This is a genomic window from Roseibium sp. MMSF_3544 (genome assembly GCF_030732845.1).
GTDB lineage: Bacteria > Pseudomonadota > Alphaproteobacteria > Rhizobiales > Stappiaceae > Roseibium.
This window is the reverse complement of sequence record NZ_JASHKA010000003.1, coordinates 435,953-459,453: the sequence shown is the minus strand read 5'-3', so window position 1 is coordinate 459,453 and position 23,501 is coordinate 435,953. Positions and strand designations below refer to the sequence as shown.

At 57.8% G+C, this 23,501-nt stretch carries 19 protein-coding genes; 14 read left to right on the top strand and 5 right to left on the bottom strand.

Annotation, left to right across the window (positions count from 1 at the left end):
- On the bottom strand, positions 1-650 hold a 650-nt coding region (locus tag RBB47_RS06785), incomplete at its 3' end, for a hypothetical protein (protein ID WP_305984996.1).
- Positions 651-1,437: 787 nt separating this feature from the next.
- On the opposite strand from RBB47_RS06785, the gene RBB47_RS06780 reads away from it, so the two are divergent.
- From RBB47_RS06780 to RBB47_RS06745, 8 genes are all read left to right on the top strand, one after another.
- Complete coding sequence (locus RBB47_RS06780; RefSeq protein ID WP_305984995.1) at positions 1,438-3,255, top strand: N-acetylneuraminate synthase family protein; 1,818 nt, start codon at positions 1,438-1,440, stop codon at positions 3,253-3,255.
- A gap of 3 nt (positions 3,256-3,258) precedes the next feature.
- Positions 3,259-4,296: a GDP-mannose 4,6-dehydratase gene (locus tag RBB47_RS06775; RefSeq protein ID WP_305984994.1), complete on the top strand. Its 1,038-nt coding sequence runs from the start codon at positions 3,259-3,261 to the stop codon at positions 4,294-4,296.
- Entirely contained in the window at positions 4,289-5,263 is a 975-nt protein-coding gene (locus tag RBB47_RS06770; RefSeq protein WP_305984993.1) for a dihydrodipicolinate synthase family protein, read from the top strand. Before RBB47_RS06775 ends, RBB47_RS06770 begins: the two co-directional genes overlap by 8 nt.
- Complete coding sequence (locus tag RBB47_RS06765; protein ID WP_305984992.1) at positions 5,263-5,982, top strand: cytidylyltransferase domain-containing protein; 720 nt, start codon at positions 5,263-5,265, stop codon at positions 5,980-5,982. The genes RBB47_RS06770 and RBB47_RS06765 overlap by 1 nt, the downstream gene beginning before the upstream one ends.
- Positions 5,983-6,281: 299 nt before the next feature.
- Entirely contained in the window at positions 6,282-7,052 is a 771-nt protein-coding gene (locus RBB47_RS06760) for a phytanoyl-CoA dioxygenase family protein (RefSeq protein ID WP_305984991.1), read from the top strand.
- 333 nt (positions 7,053-7,385) lie between these two features.
- Positions 7,386-8,834 (top strand): hypothetical protein, encoded by a 1,449-nt coding sequence (locus RBB47_RS06755; RefSeq protein WP_305984990.1) that lies wholly within the window; start codon positions 7,386-7,388, stop codon positions 8,832-8,834.
- Between the two features lie 202 nt (positions 8,835-9,036).
- Entirely contained in the window at positions 9,037-9,609 is a 573-nt protein-coding gene (locus RBB47_RS06750; RefSeq protein ID WP_305984989.1) for an FkbM family methyltransferase, read from the top strand.
- 186 nt (positions 9,610-9,795) lie between these two features.
- On the top strand, positions 9,796-10,971 hold the full coding sequence (locus RBB47_RS06745; RefSeq protein ID WP_305984988.1) for a glycosyltransferase family 2 protein: 1,176 nt from the start codon (positions 9,796-9,798) through the stop codon (positions 10,969-10,971).
- Between the two features lie 16 nt (positions 10,972-10,987).
- Here RBB47_RS06745 and RBB47_RS06740 read toward each other — a convergent pair whose 3' ends face one another.
- Positions 10,988-12,040 carry a glycosyltransferase gene (locus tag RBB47_RS06740; RefSeq protein ID WP_305984987.1) on the bottom strand — a complete coding sequence of 351 codons (1,053 nt, stop codon included), beginning with the start codon at positions 12,038-12,040 and terminating at the stop codon, positions 10,988-10,990.
- A complete protein-coding gene (locus tag RBB47_RS06735) occupies positions 12,030-12,977 on the bottom strand; it encodes a glycosyltransferase family 2 protein (RefSeq protein WP_305984986.1) in 948 nt (315 codons plus the stop codon). The genes RBB47_RS06740 and RBB47_RS06735 overlap by 11 nt, the downstream gene beginning before the upstream one ends.
- Positions 12,978-13,167: 190 nt before the next feature.
- Between RBB47_RS06735 and RBB47_RS06730 the strand changes: the two genes are divergently transcribed.
- From RBB47_RS06730 to RBB47_RS06705, 6 genes are all read left to right on the top strand, one after another.
- Positions 13,168-14,790 carry a long-chain fatty acid--CoA ligase gene (locus tag RBB47_RS06730; RefSeq protein WP_305984985.1) on the top strand — a complete coding sequence of 541 codons (1,623 nt, stop codon included), beginning with the start codon at positions 13,168-13,170 and terminating at the stop codon, positions 14,788-14,790.
- Positions 14,787-15,608: an SDR family oxidoreductase gene (locus RBB47_RS06725; protein ID WP_305984984.1), complete on the top strand. Its 822-nt coding sequence runs from the start codon at positions 14,787-14,789 to the stop codon at positions 15,606-15,608. The genes RBB47_RS06730 and RBB47_RS06725 overlap by 4 nt, the downstream gene beginning before the upstream one ends.
- A complete protein-coding gene (locus RBB47_RS06720) occupies positions 15,605-16,108 on the top strand; it encodes a MaoC family dehydratase (RefSeq protein WP_305984983.1) in 504 nt (167 codons plus the stop codon). The genes RBB47_RS06725 and RBB47_RS06720 overlap by 4 nt, the downstream gene beginning before the upstream one ends.
- Entirely contained in the window at positions 16,102-17,085 is a 984-nt protein-coding gene (locus RBB47_RS06715) for a nitronate monooxygenase family protein (protein WP_305984982.1), read from the top strand. The genes RBB47_RS06720 and RBB47_RS06715 overlap by 7 nt, the downstream gene beginning before the upstream one ends.
- Positions 17,086-17,094: 9 nt before the next feature.
- Entirely contained in the window at positions 17,095-18,330 is a 1,236-nt protein-coding gene (locus RBB47_RS06710) for an acyl-CoA dehydrogenase family protein (protein WP_305984981.1), read from the top strand.
- A gap of 120 nt (positions 18,331-18,450) precedes the next feature.
- On the top strand, positions 18,451-19,479 hold the full coding sequence (locus RBB47_RS06705) for a phosphotransferase family protein (protein WP_305984980.1): 1,029 nt from the start codon (positions 18,451-18,453) through the stop codon (positions 19,477-19,479).
- 222 nt (positions 19,480-19,701) lie between these two features.
- Here RBB47_RS06705 and RBB47_RS06700 read toward each other — a convergent pair whose 3' ends face one another.
- Both RBB47_RS06700 and RBB47_RS06695 read right to left on the bottom strand, forming a co-directional pair.
- Positions 19,702-21,264, bottom strand: a complete 1,563-nt coding sequence (locus RBB47_RS06700) for a hypothetical protein (RefSeq protein WP_305984979.1) — start codon at positions 21,262-21,264, stop codon at positions 19,702-19,704.
- 92 nt (positions 21,265-21,356) lie between these two features.
- Entirely contained in the window at positions 21,357-23,468 is a 2,112-nt protein-coding gene (locus tag RBB47_RS06695) for a 3-hydroxyacyl-CoA dehydrogenase NAD-binding domain-containing protein (protein WP_305984978.1), read from the bottom strand.
- Between the last annotated feature and the right edge of the window lie 33 nt (positions 23,469-23,501).

Genomic DNA, 23,501 nt, shown 5'->3' with positions numbered 1-23,501 from the left:
ATATTGAAAAAATTCTCTGTATATCTTATATCTAGCTCGTAACTTTCGCCGAACGTCTTGAAATCACTATGCGCGCGCGTAAGGGGGTGTCTGACAACCGAAATCCAGTAGTGGTTTGGATTCCGGAGGAACTTGTCGATGTAAGGGTATCCCTGGTTCCAGCGGAACGCCAAAACGTCAACATCCAATTCCGTTGCAATCGACTGATATCGCTCATCAAGATCGTCAAAGCTTTTGATTGACGAAAAATCACACATTTCTTCCCAGCGGCTCAGGCTTAAGCGATCGGTTTGATCCTTTCGCTTTATTCTAGTGAGCGTCTGTGAACGGAGCCGGGAGAGTGACAGTTCCAGCTTTCGCGTGAAAAGACGCGCCAACGGTGTCTGGTCAATTTTGCCTAACGAAACTTTATAGTTCGGGCTGAAGTCATTGACGATCCGAACTTGGTCTTTGGGCCGCAAGAGCGGGAAACACGCATAATCCCTTTTCCAACGGCCAACATCGCAAGCTAGGAACTCGTGAAAAACACCACGATAGCAAGCTGCAGACTGTTGGCTGTGAATGAGGCTCGACAACAACGTCGTACCGGAACGGGCCAACCCATCAACAACGACGATTTTTCTTGCCTTGTTTGCGCTCTTCTTCAACATCGGTTCCCCGTCTCAGACCCAAGCAAGCCGGTCTTGAATGAAATGCACGTTTGTCATTTCCTACCCTTGGCATGCTTTAATCGCAGCAACCGCACGAAACTTGAACCGTTGCCGCAAATGACATAATTTCGCTAGGCGGAAGCCGTCCCGCAATGCGCTGCCTGCATAAATTCCTGCGTTCAAACATTCCGGGAGGTTCGGAGGCGGTATAGCCGTTCATGCCGCAGCCTCCCGTATCTGTTTTTCACCCGCGTGGCGACTGACCCAGGAAGCTCACCACCAGGTAGCCAATCGCCATTTGTCACGCCGTCTGTAGGCGATGTAGCGCGTATTGCGCAAGTGTATTTGTGGAAGCGTTTCTTGCCCATGCTTTTGGAGGCGCGGGCCAGTGAGGTGGCGACAAACGCGGATCAGGTTTTGCGTGCGCCAATCTGAAATTGAGCGACCGAGCCTGCACCCCAATCGGAGCAGGCGCCCATATCCGAAGCGCTGAACCGCGGTTTAAGGACAAAAAAACACCCAAACTGCTGGGATCTCGCAAGCCATGTCGGTATCTTTTTTTAAGTTGCGCTTTCAAAGGGGAACTGGTTTAAAGCGCGGGCCGCGCGGGAGCATTGAGCTTCGCCTGGCAAGACAAGAAATGTTTGTCGAAGACATCCAAACAGCGGAATGCGTTGCGAGCCTGCATGAAAGCTCAAGCAGCAAGTTGTGAGGTTTGCAGACCGGCGGCTGTGTGAGTAGAAACTCTTGAATAACGCGCGACCGGCTCAAGGATTATTGGAAGTAAATGTACCTTATTGCGGAAATCGGCATTAATCACGATGGCGACCTGACCAAGGCACGTGAAATGATCTCTGCCGCAGCCCGGTCCGGCGCTTCAGCGGTGAAATTCCAGTACAGGAACCTGGAACGGGCATACTTCGGTGAGCCCACTGAAATCGGCGATGAAATTCTCATCGACGAAATCAGGAAAACGTTTCTCCCACCCGAAGAACTTCTGACCTTGTCGTCGCAAGCACAGGAACTGGGGCTGGATGCAGGCATCAGTTTTTTCGATCACGCAGACGCGGATGACTTCGGCGACTCGATCGATCTGTTTGACTTTTTTAAGGTTCCCAGTGCCGAATTGACCAACGCTGCCTTGGTGGCTTTCCTGGGAGACCTCGGCAAACCGCTTTTTCTGTCAACGGGTGCGCATGCGGAGCCCGATATTGAAGGAGCGTTTTCCAGGTTGTCCGGATTTGATTGGACACCACTGCATTGCGTTTCGAATTATCCGGCTTCGCTGGAAAATGCGCGTCTGGGTCAAATTGCCCATCTTCGAGACCGCTGGGGGCGGCCGGTCGGCTATTCGAGCCATGACGATCACTGGGAAATCTGTCTTTTGGCATTGCAGCTGGGTGCGACAACGATCGAACGGCATCTGACGTTTGACCGTAACGGACCTGGTCTTGATCATTCCAGCAGCTCAACACCTGACGAGTTTCAGAAAATCAGAGCATTCGCCGATGCATTGCCGCTCATCCTCGCCGGCAATGGGCCTCGTGCTGCAAATCAGGGCGAACTTATGAACCGGCAAAATCTGGGTCGCTGTTTCTACGCGGCCAAGCCTCTCTGCGCGGGAGAGGAACTGAAGGCAGAGGACCTTGTTTACAGGGCGCCGAATACCGGATTCGACCGTAACCAGATCGCAAATTACCTGGGACGCCCGCTGCGCACCGACGTGGCCGAGGGCGATGCGCTTTGCCCCAGTGATTTCGATGCGGCAGAACCTTTGCAGGGCTGGCAGCTGGACAGGGCAAAGGAACTGAAACTCGCACTCCCCGTGCGGTTGCATGACTTGGGACAGGTCGCACGGCAATTTCCGATCGGTGCCTACGAGTTTCACCTGTCCTACAAGGAAGTGCTTTCAGTTCCCGATGCGGGGATTGCCGATCCGGGGTGCAGGTATAGCGTCCACCTTCCAGATTATGTGAACTCCACGCAGCTCATGGACCCGTTTGCGCCGGACGAAGGGCAACGTGCGGCGAGCAAGGCGGTCCTCGATCGGACAGTCGATTTCGCCCTCGAGTTGAGCAATCGAACGGGATTTGAGACGCCGATTGTCGGCAGCTTTTCGATGGTTCCAGCCGAAACTGAGGGCGGTCTTGAACGCTTCTACAACTGCCACGCTGAACTGGTGCGGGAATATGCCGAGCGCGGTGCCTTGATCGCTCCTCAATGGTTGCCGCCGATCGCGTGGTATTTTGGCGGCTCGGTGGCGCTCAAAGCAATGAACAACGTTCAGGATGCCGAGCACCTCGTACGCAGGAACATGCCCGTCTGTCTTGATGTTTGCCACTTGCTAATGGGCCGGAACATGTTCGGCTTTGACGTTAAGGAGATTGTTGAGATGCTGCGTCCGCAGGTGCGCCACGTGCATTTGTCGGACGCTCTGGGAACGGATGGTGAAGGAATGCAATTCGGCGAGGGAGACCCCGGAAACGAAGACATAATACGCAAGGCACTCGCATTGCCCGGACTTAAGGTGATCGAAGTGTGGCAGGGTCACCTGGACAGGGGCAACGGTTTTCGCGAAGCGCTTCGGCGCCTGACGGTGCTTTGAGCCGTGGTAACGCGAGCGCTCATCATCGGCGCCACCGGGCAGGACGGCGCGCTTATGGCGCGCGAGCTTGTCAGGGAAGGTGCGGAGGTCTTTGGCGGGTTCCGGCGCGGTGGAGCTGCGCGGCTCTGGCGCCTCAAGGAGATGGCGCTTTTAGATGCCGTCCAGCTGGTTGAGCTGGATCTCAACGATATGCATTCGCTCGTTGAGGCGATGAAAGTGTCGAAACCTCACGAGATCTATCACCTTGCTGGCCACAGTTATGTCGCCGACAGCCTGCGCCACCCTAATGTCACGATGGAAGCCAACACCATCGGGACGCTGAATGTCCTGGTGGCAGCCGGTATTGCAGCTCCGGACGCGCGGGTCTTTCTGGCCTCAAGTTCGGAGGCGATCGGTAATTCCGCCGTCGGCGTGCCGGTCACCGAAACAAGCCTGCCCGCACCGCGAAATCCCTATGGCCTCGCGAAGCTTTGTGTCTTGCACCTCGGCCGGATCTATCGTGAAACGCAGGGACTACACGTCGTTACTGGTATCCTGTTCAATCATGAGAGCCCCTGGAAGGATCGCTCTTTCGTCACCCGCAAAATCACCGTAAATCTGGCACGGCTGGCCATCGAGGGTGGTCCGCCCATGCCTCTCGGCGACTTGTCTGCCGAGCGTGACTGGGGGGATGCCGAGGAGTTCGTCGGGGCGATGCGGGCAATCATTCGCCACGACCCAGCGGAAGACTTTGTGGTGTCGACAGGCAAACTCACAAGCGTTCGCAGTTTTGTCGAGAGTGCAGCGCGAGCTGCCGGATTTGATCCGCAATTTGAGGGCGAAGGTCTGGCGGAACGTTGCGTGGACGCTGTATCCGGAATGGAATTGGCAGTGGTCTCACCAAAATATTTTCGAAACAGTCCGACACCAGCGCTTCAGGGTGACAGTTCGCGGCTTGCGGAGGCCATTGGATGGCGTTCCAAGACCAGTGTCGAAATGCTTGCCTCTAAGATGGTGGAAGAGGACAAGAAACGTTGGATCAGGGGAGAGCACAATGTTTGACAAGGACGCGGCAGAATGGGCACGTGACCGCCTTGAAGGTTGCGTGTACACGATTTTCACGCCGTTCGATGCAAACGAGGCTGTCGACTACGACAGCCTTGAAGCGTATCTGCGTATGTTGCACGAACAAGGCGCGCGGAAGTTTTACGCTATGGCGTATAATTCACGCTATTCGCAGATGACCATGGATGAGATTTTCGAGCTCAATCGTTTTTGCGCGCAAACGGTCAAGAAAATCGATCCCGAATCCGTAGTCATTGTCGGCGACCCGATTCACTGCTCGACGAAGCACAGTGTTGAGTGCGCGCGCGCGGCACGGGAGGCCGGCGCTGACCTGATCTCCGTGATCTGCCGGGAAAAGTACTTTGAGGATGACCAGATCCTGGAACATTTTGCGAAGGTCGGCCGAGAGTCCGGATTGGGTGTGCTGGTCCATGAGATGCCCTTTCTTTCCGGTCAGGATGGCAAGCAAATGAACTGGCCCCTGTCGTTGCTGCGGTCTCTGGCTCGCATCCCCGAGGTGGTCGCCCTGAAAGAAGATGCGAAGGAACCTGACATTGTCAAAGCGACCTTGCAGCTCGAGCCGAGAATTCGTGTGGTTCTCGCAGGCCGTAAATCCAGTTTCCTGCCGTATCATCCGCTCGGCGCTCGCGCCTACCTGAATGGAATTTCAATAATTGATGCGCAAATCGGAGAGAACTTTTGGACTGCGCTTGAGAGTGGCGATGAGCAGACTGTACGCTTTATTCTTGACGAACTCGAGAGCCCGTTTTTCGACGGTCTTTGCGCAAAATACGGCTGGCATCGCTGCAACAAGGCCTTGCTGGAAGCTGCCGGCCTGATGCCAAGGCGGGATCGGATGCCTCTCAAACACCTGCCGGATGAACAGTTCTCGGAAGTCACCGCTGTTTGTGGCCGGATCAAAGCGGCTCTCGCTCGGGCACCGTGGCAGAGACAGGACGCGTGATGCAGAGTGTTACAGCTTTTGTTCCGGCGCGTTCCGGATCCAAACGGTTTCCCGGCAAAAACATTCATCCGCTGATGGGAAAGCCTCTGGTTTTGTGGACACTGGAAGCCTGTGCCCTTGCGGAATGCGTTTCGGAAGTGATCTTTTCGACCGACAGCCAGGAATACTGGGACATCGCGTCAAGACACTTTGAAGATCTCGGCATCGAAACCAGACTGACTTTCGATCCTCGAAATGGCGAGGAGGCGGGCGATCAGGTCAAGATCTTTGACTATCTTCACCAGTCGGTCGACAAGATTTTCGACACGCGGGACGGCGATTTTTTGCTCGCCCTGCCGACAGTTCCGCTTCGCACATCGCAGCACATCGACCAAGCCTATGAAGAACGGCAGGCGCGGCATAAGCCGGTGTTTTCTGCCACGGCCTATAGTTTTCCGGTTTCGTTTGCATTCACGGTCAATGACGAGGCCGGATGGGATCCCGTCTTCGATCATTCACCCATGAGAACAGGCAACACGAGAAGTCAGGATCAAAAGGCTGCGTACCACCCGAACGGTGCGATCTATATCCGTGAGCTTGAGGATCTCAGAACGCGGAATCTGACCACATTGTACGATCATGCAACGCCGTTCATCATGTCTGCGGAAAACTCGGTCGATATCGACAATCGCAGCGACTTTTTTGTCGCAGAAGGCATTCTGAAGGCCCGGGAAAATTGACGTGCGTCGCCAACTTGAGGAGTCCGAGGCTGCGTGGGTGCGAGAGAGACCCAAGCGACTTTGGCAGCGCTCGCTGGTCGCCCGGCAAAGCAGCTGCCCGGTGAGCGGGCTTTGCCGTAACAGCAGTGACGTTTGATGTCTGAAAAGCCTTAACGGTCCATGCGGTGACCGGTGCTCGACGAGGTTCCCGCAAGCAGAAGAATAGGTTTACGATCCAGCCTAAACACTTGCGCTCCTCAGTTTTGATGAGTAATCCGGGATGACATTTTTTCTTTGTGGTGGACTTGTAGGATCGGACAATGCGCGCACACGAGATCGAACTGCCCTCAACCGCGTCGCCGGACGAAATCCTCGCGACGGTGAACGCTACCGGTGGCTGTATTGTTCCGAATTTTCTGGACCAAGCCACGACGGAATCCATGCGGAACGAATTCGATGATCTGATGGACAACACCATCGACAAGATCGATGTGCATGCGGACGCGGGTTACAGCATCGCAAAAAGAGCCAGATTGCCGGATGTCGATGAAGGCAGGTTCCCGGTGACCTGCGATGTAGTTGCCAGCCGTGGTTTCAAGGAGATCTCCACTCGCTACTACAACGACGTCGTTGACTACCCGTCAAAACTGTTTTTCGTGCGGTCGATCGGTCGTCCTGATGAAGTTGTCACGGCGTTGCCCTATGTCATGCACTTCGACAGGCATCAGTTCCTGAAATTCGCGGTTCTGCTGACAGATGTGACCGAAGACGACGGACCGACCTGGATCGTACCCGGCCGTACGCAGGAGTTTCGTAAGAAACGCCTGGAAATGCTGAATGCCAGCGAGATCACACCGGGAGAAAACGTGCTCGCTGATTCGGGCGAGGAGGTCGCACTGACCGGTCCTGCAGGTTCGTTGGTCATTTTCGATACGGATGCGCCGCACAGGGCCGGCAATCTGGCACCTGGCCGTGTTCGCAAGATAATGAGAATTGACACCGAAGGTGAGCGCAGCCGGGCTCAAAGCGAACGTCGTGTTCCAAAGAAGCAGCCCTTGTTGCGCAAGCTGCGCGCCAAGATCGGGCTTTAGAGATCGAACCAGGTTTGATTTGGAGGCTGGCTGAGACCGCGTCCGTCCTGAGGCTGCCTTTCAGGCCTTAAAAGACAGGCGCCTCCGGGTTCACCGGAACGTTGATGCGATGGAAGATATGCCAGGGGGATTAGACGCAGACTTGGCGCCGGCATTGTGAGGCGCACCAGGCCCCTGCAGGTTGGGGCGTAAGGGCTGTCTATTTCCCTGCGCTCACGATATGGCGGTCGCCCTTTCACTGTGATAGTGACCTCAGACGCACCGTCTTGTCTCAACGAATACATTCAGAGGTATGCGGCAGTACCCGGTTGCCGCTTGGAAAAAAAAAGCTGCATGAACGTTGCTGATCACCTAAAGCGCCTGGAAGAAGAACTGGACCTTTTCGACTGGCGCGAGGGCGATGCTCCGGTATGGGAGTTGGCACGATATTCTATCGCGTCCGTTGCCAGTGCATCGATGCCGAGCGAGGCCGTGTCGCCCCAACAGATGCCGCGCAAGGAAGGCAATTCCGATGGGTTCTCCTTCGGCACGGCCAGCCGGCCGGACGATCATTCATCGGCAAGACGCAGACTGGAGCGGTTTCGAAGACGGCTTTCCCTAGCGACCAAGCGCAATCCGCTGAGAGGCGGCCATTGTGACGTTGCCTTGTTCGGTCATCCGAGGCGCAAACAGGAAAACGGGCGCTGGATCGATCTCTATGCGGATCCGGTGTCCGTCATCCTTTGCAAGGCATATGATGTCCGGCTCATTGAAATGGATTGGAACTCTCACAAGAAGCCTGAACTGACACCAGACCTGCGTTACATTGATGATCTGCGCCGTCAGGCAAGAAGGCAAACCGGTTTTTCGCAGTTCAGTCCCGTTGGCGAAACAAAGAACCGTGCGCTGGATGAAGCCTTTCGGGCAGCTGGGATTGAAATTGAGCCTTCGAACATTGTTCGCACCGAGATCGATCGGTGGTGCAGATGGTTGCCCATCTATACCGATCTGCTGAAGAAACTCGCGCCACGCGCAGTTGTGCTGGTGAACGGCTCGCACCTGAAGGCGCTTGTGGCTGCTGCTCGGCGGCTCGGAATTCCCAGCATCGAACTCCAGCACGGATCGCCGGCGATCGGAAAGCTGAACTATGACTTTCCCGCCGGCCGAAGGATGGAAACGTTCCCGGATTTCTTTTTCAGTTTCGGGAAGTTCTGGACGGAGGTCAGCAGGCTCCCCCTGCCATTGGAGCGAACACCGCCGGTCGGCTTCACGTATCTACGGGATCGCGTAAGCCGGTTTCCGGAGGCGTCTGACGCAGGAACGCGCATTATGACGATTTCCCAACCGACTTGCCGGGCGGCGCTTGCCGCGGCAACACTAGCATCGGTTCAGCGAACAGGGGGAGCGTTCGAATTGCTCTGGAAGAACCACCCCGTCGAAGAGAAACTTCAGGATGATGTCGCCCGAGCGCTTGAAGAAGCCGGAGTACGCACGCTGCCGCCCGGCGCAGACCTTTATGAAGCGATTGCGTCGGCAGGGACGATTATCGGGGGGTATTCGACAGCGCTTTATGAGAGTGTTGCCTTTGGACGCCGCCCCCAGATCGTCAAAACCGGCCATGAGCAGTTGATGTCCAATCTCGTGGCAGCCGATGCCGCCGATTTGGTGTGTTCTGCACAAGAAATCACATTCAACCGGAAGCCTCGTGCCGACGTGGTTGACAGTCTGTTCGCGATGCGAAGCGACTCCGAAATCCTGGAGAAGTTTGACGCTGCGGTAAAACTGGGGCCATACGTTGCATAAATTACCTGAGCGGTCTGGTTTCGATGGCTGCCTGAATCAGCACTTGAATTGCGCGAAGACGGAAAGCGTGGGGGTTTGATTGACTGCAAAGAACAAAATTTCGAAAGCACGACTGCTCAGATTCCGAATATTGGCGTCTATTCCAGGGCGTTTCGGCAAAAAATACTTCGAAAGGTATTCGGCATTGACGTCGATGGATGCAATGCGGCGTGCGATTGAAAAATGCGAGGGGATGGCCTGTATCGACCTTGGGGCAAATGTCGGCGAATTAAGTGAAATGATGGCGGCCAAGGCTGGACGTGTCTACGCGTTTGAACCGGATCCTTGGGCCTGCCAGAAGTTGACAGAACGTGTTAGAACGCTTGAGAATGTGGAAATCATTCAGGCTGCCGCCGGCCTCGAAGACGGGCACATAACCCTCTATAGACATGAGAATTTTGACGCCGATCCACTTATCAATTCGCAGTCCAGTTCCGTCTTTGTTTCAAAAAGCAATGTCGCGTCGGAAGCAGCATACGAGGTTCGGCAGATAGATTTCCTGCGATTCCTGCGCGAAACCGAAGAAGAGATCGGTGTTCTGAAAATCGATATTGAAGGTGCGGAAGTGGCCTTGCTTGAAGCGTTGTTTGATGCACCGCAGCTGTTCAAACGCGTTCGATATGTCTTTGCTGAAACCCACGAAAAGAAGATCCCGGGTCAAGCGGAACAAGTCAGCCGTCTGAAAGCCAGGGCGAGATACACGCGGCGACCGGTTGTAAACCTGTTTTGGCACTGACCATCCAGTCGCCTGGCGAAGCGCCACAGGTAAAGAGACACTGCCGCAGGAATCCAGGGCAGCCATGGAAGACCTGAGATGCTATGGGAGCGTGGCCCGGCGATTTGGCTCAACGCTGGTTGCAAGAGTGCAGGGCCTGTTTTGTGGACTGGAAGTGCGACCGCAATGAATGCTGACGATCGATTGATGCTTCTCGAAAAAAGTAAAGAAGCTTTCCAGGTAAATGCGATACCAGACATTACGGTTGCGGAAAATCAAGTCGTCGCACTTGTGATTGCGCACAACGAAGTCACGCGACTGCCGTACTTTCTGGAGCATCATAGACGTATCGGAATCAAGCAGTTCATTGTCATCGACAATGATTCAACTGACGGAACAGGCGCGTATCTCGACGCGCAGGCTGACGTGACCAGAATACATACCAGGGCCTCCTATAAGGAGAACAAATCCGTTTGGCGGCAGCTGATTTGCGATTTGTTTCTGCAGGAAAGCTGGGTTCTCTTCCCCGACGTGGACGAACTGTTCTGGTATCCCGGCCTTTCGAAAACAAGCATCAACTGGTTCACGGAGTATCTCGACCAAAGCGGCTATCAGGGTGTTTTCACAACGATGGTCGACATGTACGCCGCCGGGCCCGTGCAGGAAATACGCTACGAGCCATCGACGCCGTTTCTGGAAAGCTGTCCTTACTTCGACAACAGCGGATACAGATATGTTCCGTTGAAGGGGGCAGATGGCAGAGGCTACAACGTTCCGTTCAGACATCTTTACGGTGGCACCCGAGAACGTCTGTTTCATCACACGTCAAAGAGAAAACCCAATCTTCTCGACAAGTTCCTGCTTGGAACCGTTTTTTCGATCAGGTCAAACGAACCGAAAACCAGCCTCGGGCGCTTTCTGGACAGAAAGCTGTTCAAGATGGTCAAGAAGAGCCTGCCGGGCGTCGATCCGCTCATGAGCAAGGTCACGCTGCTCAAGTGGGAGAAGGGAGCTTCGTTTTCCGGAGGCGTGCACAATGTTGCTTCCGATCTCAGCCTGGCGCCTGACTGGTGTGCGCTTTTGCACTTCAAGTATCTGGACGACTTCAAGGACAAGGTTGATGAAGCCCTGGACCGCCAGCAGCATGCGGTGTCGAGCAGATTTTACAAGGACTATGTGCCACACCTCGACAAGGTTATGTCCAAGGGTGTTTATTTTGAGGGCAGCGTGGCTTTCGAAGATGAGAATTCCCTGCTGAAATACGGATTGATGCGCAAAAGCAGAGCCCTGGAGGATTTTCTGACGCAGTTGGATCCCGGTTCGGCAACAGCCGCTGAAGGATCACGGAACAACGGGCAAGGCGCGTCACTCTCCAACAGCTGATCTGCCGCCGCCTCGTCTAGGAAAACAGTCTTTCCGTGTAAAACCTGCAGATCTGATCTTCTGAAAAAGTGGCCAGTTTTCTGGAAGAGTGCGCGACAAGGTCAGCGTTGCGCTCCTTGTGAAGTAACTCCGTCACCGACCCCGCCAGCCCCTCCACATCCCCGCACGGCGATAGCAAACCCGTCTTTCCGTGTTCAATCAGCCAGCTAGGCCCGGGGGAGGCAGTTGCGGCGACGGGGAGGCCGGCGTTCCAGCCTTCCAGGACGACGTTGCCGAGGGGTTCATCGTCAGAGGGGCAGACAAGGATATCCGCCGCTTTGAGGAATGGCGACGGATCGCGCTGCCAGCCGAGGAAGTGGGTGCGGCCGTCAACACCCAGGTCACCTGCCAAGCGTTTCATGTCTTCGACCAGTTCACCATCTCCGATGAGCCAAGCATGAACGCTGTCGGGCAGCTTCGCAAGCGCCTTGATGACAAGGTCGAAGCGCTTGCGTTCCACGAAACGTCCAAGCGTGATCAGCACCGTTGCATCTTCCGGGGTGCCGTAATCCGCGCGGTTCACCGGCTGCAGGTCTTCCGGCAGCGGGTCGACAAAGTTGCTGATCATGTGGGCGCGTTCGGCAGGCCAGCCCATTTCCACGGCACGGCGGACGATCTCCGGCGTGTTGCCGATCAGGTGTTCGACATTGCCATAGGTGTGAAAGCCGTCCGGAAAATCGCCAAGGCGCAGGAATGTGCGCATGTCGGGACCAGGTCTGGGCAGCCATTTGCTGGCCGGGCTCATCCAGCCCATCGTGGCCCTTGCGCCGAAGCGGCGAATGTCGCGTGCAATACCCCAGTGCACGAAATGGCGCTTGAAATGCGACCGGCTGAACTTCAGTTCCCGCACGTCACAATGCTCTGCAAGTTCGTCGCGCCAGGGCCTGTCGTGCCGAATGAAGGCGATCTGGTCCACGCCTCGTTTTGCCAGCGCTCTTGAAAGACGCAGGAAAAACCGTTCGGCCCCGCCATCGACGCCAAGGTGGATATGAGCAAGCTTCATGGAACCGGCGGGAAGGTCAGTTGCCATCGATCACGTCATAGTAGTTGTGGGCCTGACCAAGCAGGCCGCGCAGGTTTCCCGAACCCTTCATCAGGCGGATAAGACCGTAATAATAGAGTTTTTCGCCGCGTTCGCGGGCAAAGGGTTTCAAGCAGAAACCAATGACGGTTGCCAATCCCCCGAACGTCATGCGCCGCGCGCTTTTGGGGATGAAATGCAGGGCAGCCTTGCCCCTGCCTTCGCGCAACACGATGTTGAAAGCGCCGGAGGTTGCCGCCATGTGCATCCGGCTGAGCAGACGTTTCGTGGTCACCCGCGAGGCTGGGATGTCTTCTTCCACGAAGGCGTCATCCACCCAGATCATCTTTGCACCCGCCGCATGTGTCCGGCGGAAGAAGTCGATGTCCTCGCTGCCGAAGGTCAGGCGCTCGTCGAAGCGCAGGCCCAAACCGTCCTTGTGGATGATCCGGGCGCTGATCAGAACATTGTTGGTCGGGGCTTCGGTGATTTCGGTACCGGTGGGGCGTGGCTTCAACAGCTGTGATTTCCACCAGTGCGGTGCCGGTTTTTCGTAGATCCTGCGCACGGGCCCGTTGGCGACTTCGGCGTTGAATTGGCCACAGGCAGCCAACAGCTTTTCAATCCAGTCGGGTTCGGCGCGTTCGTCGTCGTCGATCAGTGCAACCCAATCCGGTGCGTGCTCAAGGGCAGCTTCAAGTGCCCGGTTGCGCGCAAACGGAATGCCCTTACGCCGCTCATGGTAGAAGAAGACCGGAAGAGACAACGCCCCCTTGACCTTCCCGGCCTCCTCGCCGGTGAAAAAGGGTTCCGGGTCGTTTTCAACAACAACAACGGTCAGGTTTGTCCCGTTCGGCCGGATCAGCTTGTCGAGGCTCGCCAGACACGTTTTCAGCATGTTCGGGCGCTGCGCTGTACAAACGGCAATGACCAGTTTCTGGGTCATGTGGCGGGTTCTGTCCTTCCGGTAGACTGACGCTGGCCGCACTGCGGTCCGGGCAGGGGTTTGGCGCAAGTCGGGCGTGCTGTCAAAGGAATTCGCGTTGTGCAGCCTTCCCACGGTGCGGTGCGCGCGCTACGGTTCACGCTCACCCTTTGAACGATTGCAAACAGGCAACGGTGTTTGGGAGGACACAATGAAGGGATTGATGATGCACCGTCCGCTGAAAATTGCGGACATCATCACTTTTGCGGCGGAAAACTATCCGCTTGGCGAGCTCGTCTCCGTGCGCACGGAGGGCGATATCCACAGAGCGACCTATCGCGAGACAGCCCGCCGCGTGGCACAGCTGGCCCACGGGTTAAGGGCGCTTGGTGTCAATCCGGGAGACCGGATTGCGACACTTGCCTGGAACGGTTACCGGCATTTCGAGCTCTATTATGCGATATCGGGCATCGGCGCGGTCTGTCACACGATCAACCCGCGGCTTTCTGCCGAGCAGATGATCTATATCGTCAATCACGCCAGTGATCGCATCATCTTCTGCGACACCACCTTTTTGCCGATCCTAGAAAAACTGCGCCCGCATCTGCCCGACGAGCTGCGCGTTGCGGTCATGACGGACCGCGCGCACATGCCGGAGACCTCTTTGGAGGGTGTCCATTGTTACGAAGACATCCTGGAGGGCCAGCCTGAGGAAATCGACTGGCCCGACTTCGATGAGAACGAGGCGGCGGGTCTTTGTTATACGTCCGGCACCACGGGCAACCCAAAAGGCACGCTGTTCTCGCACCGCTCAACGGTTCTGCACGCCTTCACTTTGTGCGTCACCATTCCGAAGGTCCTGCAGGAAGGAAGCCGGATCCTGCCTGTCGTGCCGCTGTTTCACGTCAATGCCTGGGGCTTGCCATACGCAGCGCCGCTTTCCGGAGCGAGCCTTATATTTCCGGGTGGGGCGCTGGACGGCAAAAGCCTGTTCGACCTGATGGACCGCGAAAAGGTCTATTCGGCCTGGGGCGTTCCCACGGTCTGGCTTGGCCTGATGAACGAGATCAATCAGCGCGGCAACTTGCCTGGCGGCTTCGGCGATGTCGTTATCGGCGGCTCCGCTGCCCCGCGCGCGCTGATCGAGGCGTTCGAAACCAAGGGGGTCAACGTCTGCCACGCCTGGGGCATGACGGAGATGAGCCCGCTCGGATCGCAGTGCAACCTGCCGCCGGACATGGCGGATCTGCCGCTTGAAAAGCGCATAGACCGCAAACAGTCCCAGGGCCGCGGCGTGTTCGGCGTTGATCTGAAGATCGTTGACGATGCGGGGAAACGGTTACCGCATGACGGCAAGTCCCCGGGGCATCTTTACGTGCGCGGAAACACGATCACGTCTGGCTATTTCGAAGATCCGGAGGCGTCGAAACCGGTCTTCGACGACGAAGGCTGGTTCTGCACCGGCGACATTGCAACGATCGATGAACATGGCTTCCTGCTCATCACTGACCGGTCGAAAGACCTAATCAAGTCGGGTGGGGAATGGATAAGTTCGCTCGATCTGGAAAACACGGTCATGTCCCACCCCGGTGTGGTCAATTGCGCGGTGATCGCCGTGCCCGACGCCAAATGGGACGAACGCCCGCTGCTGATCGTCGTGCCGAAAGAAGATGCGCAGCCTCAGAGGGAAGAGCTTCTTGAGCTGATCGCGCAGAAGGTTGCCAAGTGGCAGGTGCCAGACGAGGTGGTTTTCGTGGACCAGCTTCCGCTGACGGCCACCGGCAAGGTGTCGAAACTGACACTCAGGAAAATGCGCTCCGAAGGTGGCCTATGACCCCGGATGTACTCTTTTCGCTTTCAGGCAAGACCGCGCTTGTCACGGGCGGTGCAACGGGTGTCGGCCGGATGGCTGCGGAGGGTCTGGTTGCGGCCGGTGCCACTGTTTTCATCGCAAGCCGCAAGGAAGACGCCTGCAGGGCGGCGGCGGACGAATTGGACGACGCCGGTTACTCTGGCCGTGCCGAGGGGTTCGGCGGAGACGTTGCGACCGAGGAAGGGATTGAAAAGCTGGCTGCGGATGTCGGGGAGCGGACGGACCGTCTCGACATCCTGATGAACAATGCCGGCACAAGCTGGGGGACACCGCTTGGAGAGTTTCCTTATTTCGCCTGGGACAAGGTGATGCGGCTCAACGTGACAGGACTGTTTCAACTGACCCAGCAGCTTTTCCCGCTCCTGGAAAGGGCTGCCAGCGACAGTGACCCGGCGCGCGTTGTGAATGTCGGTTCGGTCATGGGAGAGATCCCGCATGGTGATCGCGCCTACAGCTATGCAGCTTCCAAGGCAGCTGTGCATCACCTGACGAAAATCCTGGCAAAGGAACTGGCTGGGAAACGGATCACTGTCAATGCGCTTGCGCCCGGACCGTTCATTTCCAAGATGACCGCTTTTGCAACTGCCGACGAGGAAGTCAGGAGCCGGGTTGGGGCCCAGGTACCGCTCGGCAGGGTTGGGCGACCGGAGGATATCGCGGCGGCGGTCCAATATCTTTGCGGTCCCGGCGGCGCCTATGTCACAGGTGCCATTCTCCCCATCAGCGGCGGAATAAATGTTGAAACCGGTCCCGACCTCTTTCAGGAGGCATATGCGTGAATCCCGCCCCGGAATTGCGGTCTTACTCGGTTGATGCTTTGGCTGCCCGGACCGGAAAGGAACTCGGTGTGTCGTCCTGGTACCTGATCGATCAGGCGAGGATCGATGCCTTCGCCGAGGTCACGCAGGATCATCAGTTTATACATGTCGATCCGGTGCGCGCTCAAAAGACACCCTTTGGCGGGACTATCGCGCACGGATTTCTGACATTGTCGCTCCTGTCGGTGATGGGGCAGGAGGCGCAGCCGACAATTGAAGGCGCGCAGATGGGGATCAACTACGGCTTTGACCGGGTCAGGTTTCTCTCGCCAGTCAAAGCAGGGAGCAGGGTCCGGGGCCGGTTCGTGCTCAGCCGCGTTTCCCAAGCCAGACCAGGCGAGATCGACATAGCATGGGCCGCGAGCGTGGAGATTGAGGGCGAAGAACGTCCCGCGCTTAAAGCGGACTGGCTCAACCGCTTCTATCTTGTGCAAACGGGCAAGGAGCAGAGCGCATGTTGAAAGCGCGAACGCTTCCACCTGTGTTGCAAAACCTGCGGCTGCCAGCGGTGGCGGCGCCCTTGTTCATTGTTTCCTGCCCCGAATTGGTCATCGCCCAGTGCAAGGCCGGGATAATCGGCAGCTTTCCGGCGCTCAACGCGAGAGACGAGCCGGACGGCCCGGTCATGCTGGAGGTCTGGCTCCGGCAAATCACGGAGGAGCTCGACCGTCACAACCAGGCAAACCCGGACCGGCCCGCCGCGCCATTCGCTGTCAATCAGATTGTCCACCGGTCCAACGAAAAGCTGGAGCGGGACATTGAAATCTGCGCCCGCTGGAAGGTCCCGATCTGGATCACCTCCATGGGTGCGCGGGTCGAGGTAAACGAAGCGGCGCATTCCTGCGGCGGCATCGCGCTTCACGACGTCATCAACAACACCTATGCGAAGAAAGCCGTTCAGAAAGGCGCTGACGGTCTGATTGCCGTTGCCGCCGGAGCCGGTGGTCATGGCGGACCGCAATCGCCTTTTGCACTGGTGAGGGAAATCCGCGAGTGGTTTGATGGTCCCCTGATGCTGGCGGGAGCCGTCTCGACAGGTGAAGCGCTCCTAGCGGCACGTATTCTGGGAGCCGATTTCGGCTATGTCGGCTCGCCCTTTGTCGCAACGGACGAAGCGAATGCAGACCGGGTCTACAAGGACATGATGGTCGCGGGCAGTGCGGAAGATGTTTTGACGTCGTCGCTCTTTACGGGACATCCCGCCAATTACCTGAAGAGTTCCATCGCCCGTGTTGGGCTCGATCCGGACCACTTGCCGCCGGAGTGGGACGTAAGCGTCATGCCGGATGACAGCCCGGTTCCAAAGGCCTGGCGCGACATCTGGGGGGCCGGACAGGGCATCGGGTCGATCAAGTCCGTCGGCCCGGCGTCTGCCGTGGTCGACCGTCTGGAACGGGAATATCAGGAAGCATGCGCGCGCACACGAGAGATGATTTAGGGAGACATCATGGATCTGGGCATTACCGACAAGGTCCGGCCGCTGATCGAACAGGTCCGGCAGATGGTCGAGGACGAGATCGCACCGCTCGATCTTGAGTTCCATCACGAGGTTGGACAGCATCCGAGCGGCGACCGGTTTCAGCACACGCAGCGTCAACTCGAAATCCTGGAGAGCCTTAAGACCAGGGCGAAGGAGCGCGGGCTCTGGAACTTCTGGCTGACGGACAGCGAGAAGGGCTTCGGATTGACCACGGTGGAATATGCCTATCTCGCCGAAGAAATGGGCAAGGTCGGGATCGCGGCGGAGGTTTTCAACTGTAATGCGCCGGATACCGGCAACATGGAGGTTCTGGAGCGCTACGGAACGGAAACGCACAAGGACCGATGGCTGAAACCGCTTCTGGAGGGTGACATTCGTTCCGCCTACCTGATGAGCGAACCGGAGGTCGCTTCCTCGGATGCGACCAACATTTCGCTGAGTGCCGTCAAGGAGGGCGACGACTGGGTCCTCAATGGCGAGAAGTGGTGGGCGACCGGTGCCGGTGATCCGCGCTGCAGGCTCTATATTGTCATGGCCGCGACGGACCCGGCTGCGCACAAGCACAGCCGCCATTCCATGTTCCTGGTACCAAGCGATGCGCCCGGCATCGAGGTTCTCCGTCCGATGCAGGTGTTCGGTGCGGACGATGCCCCGCACGGGCACATGCATATCCGCTTCACGGATGTCCGGGTGCCGGCAAAAGATCTTGTACTGGGGGAAGGGCGCGGCTTTGAAGTGGCGCAGGGCCGTCTGGGTCCTGGCCGCATTCACCATTGCATGCGGGCGATCGGACAGGCGGAAATGGCGCTTGAGCTTTTGTGCCGGCGCGCAATGTCCCGGGAAGCCTTTGGCAGGAAACTGACGGATCTTGGTGCCAACTACGACATCATTGCCGACGCGCGTATGGAAATCGAAATGGCACGTCTTTTGTGCCTCAAGGCCGCCTGGATGATGGATACGCAGGGAACGCGCGCAGCCCAGCCCTGGATCAGCAAGATCAAGGTGGTTGCACCGCTGACAGCGCTGAAGGTCGTCGACGAGGCCATGCAGGTCCACGGCGCTGCAGGCATCAGCCAGGATTTCCCGCTCGCGGCCATGTGGACCCACCTGAGAACGCTGCGCTTCGCCGATGGCCCGGACGCGGTCCACCGTCGCCAGGTCGCGCGCACGGAGCTGCGCAAATACACGAATGACAAGGTCTGATGATGGCCGGTTCGAAATGCGCGATCAAAGGAAGCCCATTCAACCCCAACCTCATCCTTCGAGACGCTCGCCTTCGGCAAGCTCCTCAGGATGAGGTTGTTGGTCGGGTGATGTGAACAAATGACCGGCACCACTGATCTCGATCTGGAGCGTCTTACCAGTTGGCTGGAACAGAACCTTGCCGAATTCAAGGGACCAGCGCGCGTTGAAAAATTCAATCGTGGTCAGTCCAATCCGACTTTCCAGTTGATGTCGGCATCAGGCGACTATGTCCTGCGCCGAAAACCGCCGGGTGTTCTTCTGAAGTCGGCGCACGCGGTCGAGCGCGAGTTCAGGGTCCAGAAAGCACTCGCCGGATCAGATGTTCCTGTCGCGAAAATGCATGTTCTTTGCGAGGACGATACCGTGATCGGATCCGCGTTCTATGTCATGGAACTGGTGAAGGGGCGGAATTTCGACGACCCGAGGCTGCCGGACTTAAACACCGAGACGCGCGCTGGTATCTACGATCAGATGAACAGAGTTCTGGCTGCCATTCACGGGGTGGACCTTGAGGTGAGCGGGCTCTCGGATTTCGGTCCGGACGGCAATTACTATCGCCGCCAGATCGACCGCTGGACGCGCCAGTATCGAGCGAGTGAAACGGAAACCATTGCCGACATGGACGCGCTGATCGCGTGGCTGGACGAAAATGTCCCCAACGATGACGGCAGGAGAACGCTGGTACACGGCGACTATCGCATCGATAATCTGCTTTTCGCCGAAAACGGGCCCGCTTGCGTCGCTGTGCTCGACTGGGAGCTTTCCACGATCGGCCATCCCTTCGCCGATTTGGCCGCTTTGATCATGCAGTGGCAGCGCCCGCCAGGCACCGAAGGAAGAGGCTTGGCCGGGGTCGATCGGACACGGCTCGGCATTCCGGAGGATCAGGCTTTCATCGATGCCTATTGCGAACGCGCTCGGCTCACCGGAATTCCGGACTTCGGCTTCTACCTCGCCTTCGCCTTCTTCCGCATGGGCGCGATCCTGCAGGGCGTCAAGAAACGCGCCCTCGACGGCAACGCGTCCAACCCGGAACTGGGCTTGCGGCTTGGGGCGAGTGTTCCTGAGTATGCGGCAGGCGGTCTGAAGGCGGCGAATTGCCACTGAGGGATGACGTTATCTTGTGCCACCGTGTGCGCGACACTCATCGCGGCCAGGCGGCAGGAAACCGGCGAATTTGCAACAAGTCCCGATGGGGTCATTGCCAGACTTGATCTGGCAATCCATGCCCTTACGCGAGCGAGTGAAAAACATCGGCAAAAACGGAAAGGGAACGGCATGGATGCCATGGTCAAGCCATGGCATGACCGGGAAGGGCAATACAAATCGCTAGCGCCCTCCGTCGACATATTCGCCGTCATATCGAAAAACCGCGTGTCCGCTGTTGTTGTGCTGTGGCGGAACGCCAACGCGCATTTGCAGAAACAGAGCGCCGTTCGGGTCCTTGTAAAACGGTGCGCCGTTCCAAAGCTTGATCATGAACACTTCTGCATTCTCGACCTTGAAGGCCTTGAGCAGCATCTCGGGAACATCGGTTATCAATTGGGGATGAAACCCGGCCGCCTGCGTGAATGTGATCAGGTCCGCGTCGTTTTCCATGATCCGCGGCCGCGAAAAGCCGCGCGACACACCGCTGCTGCCAAGTGTGTATTCCACCACGTTGCCGGAGGCCTCGGGGTCGGGCAGCAAAATGCTGGCACGGTCTTCACGGAACGTCATTTCAAAGAACTTAATATCCGTGCCGAGCGTGCCCTGAAATTGAACGAATGCCTCCGACATGCCCTTGATCGACAGATAGCTGTCAAACGTGCGAAGGCTTTCCGGTAGCGCCACTGAGTAGATGCTGGCGTCGGGGCGCACGCGCACCACGACATTTTCGCGCCCGCCGGACGCATTCTGGAACTTGATTTCCCAAAGGACGCCGGATTCCTTGCCTGCTGGCGGCGGTCTGGTTGCCTCGACGCGATCTATATGGCTCCAACCGGCCGGTGCCTCGGCGCGCGCAGCGTCCAGGATCTGTGGCAGGCGGGCGAGACCGCTCTTCGTGATGGAAAATGGCTGGCTGCGGCCCGTCAGAGTGTACATGGAAACCGGTCTGCCGCCGATCCCGCGCCGAAAGCTGCCGCCGTTCCAGCGATAGTCCTGAATCGCTCCCGGGTCGGTTGGTGACACGGCATCGATTTCGACGCCATGGGTCAGTACCTTGATTTCAAAGACATGCTCACCCGTACCGATAACCTCGGAAAAGCGGTTTTCGGCTTCGTCGAACGGCCAGTCTGACTGGGTCCGCAGATTCATCGACCGGCCCCGCTCGGTATGACTGATGTCCGCGCCGTCGAACCGGCCGTCGGCGAGCGCGTAAACCTGGCCGTGTTCGCGCTCGCTTCTGACCGAGATGTTCCATTTCACGCCCCATTGGGACTGACCGAGGACCGGGCCGAGTGAGGCCGCCGCTGCGGTCACTTTTCCCGGCTTTTTGGTAGGCAGATTGTCCGGTGCGGCACTCAAAATGGACCACAGCTTCGAAATTTGCAGCTCCGCCTGGGTGAAACGCTCCGGCGAGACAACAAACTTTGGACCGTCGGCCATATGCATCGGCCCGTGCAGTTCGTCCACAGAACCTGGATCGCGGCTGTTGCGTCGCACAGACCAGAGTTTGAACTCTTCCCCGTCCCGCCCCGTGGCGGCAATCACCGAGAAACTGTCAGGTTCGACCCTCAGCCACAGAAGGTCGCTGTCGCCGATCTCACTGGTCAGCGTCGTCCATGCGATGTCGAATGATTTCTTGTCATTGAGAAAAGTGGTTTGTGCCGAAGCAGGCAATGAAAGCGCAAGAGTAACGAACAAAATAAGCGGCGCGACGCCGCTGCGTAGACGCAGGTACTTGGCCATGATGCACCTCGAAAATTTATGAAGAGGTCCATCATGCCTGCAAAACGCTACGTAAGCAAAACCCGGTGACTGTATGAGCCGGGCCGTCCGGTTCAGCTCTCGTTCATCTCAGCAAACGTGCCGCTCCCTTCGGCGAGCTTCCGCAGCAAGACCGGAACTTGCCAGTAATAGCTGTCTTCCTGCGCATAGGTTTCGATCCGCCGCACCAGTTCCGCCGCGCCGATCTGGTCGGCCGTATGCATCGGGCCACCGCGGAATCGGGGAAAGCCGTAACCGAACAGGAACACCGCGTCGATGTCGACCGGCCGCAGCGCAATACCTTCTTCGAGGACGCGCGTTGCTTCCAGGATCATCGCCGTCACGAAACGGCTGACGATCTCGTCGCCGGAAAAGGTGCGCGGTGTGACACCTGCCCTGGCACGCTCTTCGTCGATGATCGCAAGCGCTTCCGGGTTCGGGCGCGTGCCGTCTGCATCGTAGACATAAAAACCCTGTCCGGTCTTGCGGCCGAACCAGCCCTTTTCGCAGATCTCGTCGGCGATCGGGATGTAGCGTTCCTCCGCGGGGCGCGTCGCCGCGCGGCGCTTGTTGGCGGCCCAGCTGATGTCGAGCCCGGCAAGATCGGCAACCTGGTACGGGCCCATGGCAAAGCCGAAACCCGTGATCGCCCTGTCGATCTCCTCTGGAGACGCACCGTCCATCATCATGTAGTCGGCCGCCTTCTTGTAGAAGGTCATGATCCGGTTGCCGATGAAGCCGTCACAGACGCCGGAACGCACTGCGATTTTCTTCAGCTTTTTGGCAAGGGCAAAGCCGGTGGCGACCGCGTCTGCGCTCGTCTTTTCGGCTACGACGACTTCCATGAGACGCATGATGTGTGCGGGCGAAAAGAAGTGCAGTCCGATGACGTCTTCCGGACGACCGGTCGCAGCTGCGATCTCGTTGACGTCGAGATAGGACGTATTGGAGGCAAGCACCGCACCCGGTTTTGCGATCTTGTCCAGTGTTCCGAAAATATCTTTCTTGACGTCCATGTCCTCAAAGACAGCCTCGATGATGAGGTCCGCATCGGCAAGGGCGTCAAGTTCCGTTGCCGTTGAGAGCTTTGCCGAAAGGATCTCGTCGCGCCCCTCAGTGCTCAGTTTTCCGCGCTTGACGGCTCCCTCAAGGTTTTTGCCGATCGTGGCCGTGCCGCGGTCGAGGCCTGCCTGGTCCCGCTCCGTCATCGTGACGCTGAAGCCGGCCAGGAGCGCCGCGGTTGCAATACCTGAACCCATCGTACCGCCACCGATCACGCCAATGTTCTGGATGTCGCGAGGCTTTGCCGAGGCTTCGGGGATCTTGGCGACTGCACGCTCGGCGAAGAAGGCGTGGATCAGGCCCGCCCGCTGCGGACTGTCCATGCATTCGTTGAAAAGACGGCGCTCTTCCTTGAGGCCTTCGCTGAGCGGAAGCTGACTGGCCGCGACGGCGTCGACGCATTTGTGCGGTGAAAACAGAAGCGGTTGCGTCTTCTTGAGTTTTGCCCGCATCGCTTCGAATGCTTCGGCGTCGGGTTCGACGGCAATGTCGCGTGTTCGCCGGGTTCTGTCATGTCCATCAAGAACAGCTTGCGCCGCTCTGAGGGCAACGTCCCGGGGCAGTCCGTCCTCAATGCGGTCGATCAGGCCGTGTTCAAGTGCTTTTTCCACCGCTAGAGGTTTCCCGCTGGTGATAAGGTCCAGCGCGGCGCTGACACCGGCAAGCCGGGGTGCACGCTGCGTACCGCCTGCGCCTGGCAGAATGCCGAGAGTGACTTCAGGCAGGCCGACCCTTGTGCCTGGAAGGGCAACGCGCAGGTGGCTGGCAAGCGCGACTTCCAGGCCACCGCCAAGGGTCGTACCATGAAGGACGCAAACCACAGGCGTCTCGCAATCCTCGATGAAGTTGCAGAGGTCCGGCAGCCAGGGATCTTTGGGCGGTTTGCCAAATTCGCGGATGTCGGCCCCTGCGATGAAGGTGCGTCCTTTGCCGTAGAGGGCGATGACCCTGGTGTCTGGCTCTGCTTGCAAGGCTTCTATCGCCTGCCACAGGCCGGAACGGACCGCGTGGGAGGCCGCGTTTACCGGCGGATTGTCAAGGGCGATGAGTGCGAGCGGCCCCTGCCGTTCGATCGACACAACATCATTGATAGCGGTCCCGCCACGTTCTGATCCAGACTGCATGAAATCCTCCCGAAATCGCCCGGGACTGTTCAA

What these genes read in the sequence shown, in the direction of transcription:
- RBB47_RS06780 (WP_305984995.1), top strand. Translation starts at nt 1,438, where the DNA reads ATGTACCTTATTGCGGAAATCGGCATTAATCACGATGGCGACCTGACC.
- RBB47_RS06770 (WP_305984993.1), top strand. Translation starts at nt 4,289, where the DNA reads ATGTTTGACAAGGACGCGGCAGAATGGGCACGTGACCGCCTTGAAGGT.
- RBB47_RS06765 (WP_305984992.1), top strand. Translation starts at nt 5,263, where the DNA reads ATGCAGAGTGTTACAGCTTTTGTTCCGGCGCGTTCCGGATCCAAACGG.
- RBB47_RS06760 (WP_305984991.1), top strand. Translation starts at nt 6,282, where the DNA reads ATGCGCGCACACGAGATCGAACTGCCCTCAACCGCGTCGCCGGACGAA.
- RBB47_RS06755 (WP_305984990.1), top strand. Translation starts at nt 7,386, where the DNA reads ATGAACGTTGCTGATCACCTAAAGCGCCTGGAAGAAGAACTGGACCTT.
- RBB47_RS06750 (WP_305984989.1), top strand. Translation starts at nt 9,037, where the DNA reads ATGCGGCGTGCGATTGAAAAATGCGAGGGGATGGCCTGTATCGACCTT.
- RBB47_RS06745 (WP_305984988.1), top strand. Translation starts at nt 9,796, where the DNA reads ATGCTTCTCGAAAAAAGTAAAGAAGCTTTCCAGGTAAATGCGATACCA.
- RBB47_RS06740 (WP_305984987.1), bottom strand. Translation starts at nt 12,040, where the DNA reads ATGGCAACTGACCTTCCCGCCGGTTCCATGAAGCTTGCTCATATCCAC.
- RBB47_RS06735 (WP_305984986.1), bottom strand. Translation starts at nt 12,977, where the DNA reads ATGACCCAGAAACTGGTCATTGCCGTTTGTACAGCGCAGCGCCCGAAC.
- RBB47_RS06730 (WP_305984985.1), top strand. Translation starts at nt 13,168, where the DNA reads ATGAAGGGATTGATGATGCACCGTCCGCTGAAAATTGCGGACATCATC.
- RBB47_RS06725 (WP_305984984.1), top strand. Translation starts at nt 14,787, where the DNA reads ATGACCCCGGATGTACTCTTTTCGCTTTCAGGCAAGACCGCGCTTGTC.
- RBB47_RS06715 (WP_305984982.1), top strand. Translation starts at nt 16,102, where the DNA reads ATGTTGAAAGCGCGAACGCTTCCACCTGTGTTGCAAAACCTGCGGCTG.
- RBB47_RS06710 (WP_305984981.1), top strand. Translation starts at nt 17,095, where the DNA reads ATGGATCTGGGCATTACCGACAAGGTCCGGCCGCTGATCGAACAGGTC.
- RBB47_RS06705 (WP_305984980.1), top strand. Translation starts at nt 18,451, where the DNA reads ATGACCGGCACCACTGATCTCGATCTGGAGCGTCTTACCAGTTGGCTG.
- RBB47_RS06700 (WP_305984979.1), bottom strand. Translation starts at nt 21,264, where the DNA reads ATGGCCAAGTACCTGCGTCTACGCAGCGGCGTCGCGCCGCTTATTTTG.
- RBB47_RS06695 (WP_305984978.1), bottom strand. Translation starts at nt 23,468, where the DNA reads ATGCAGTCTGGATCAGAACGTGGCGGGACCGCTATCAATGATGTTGTG.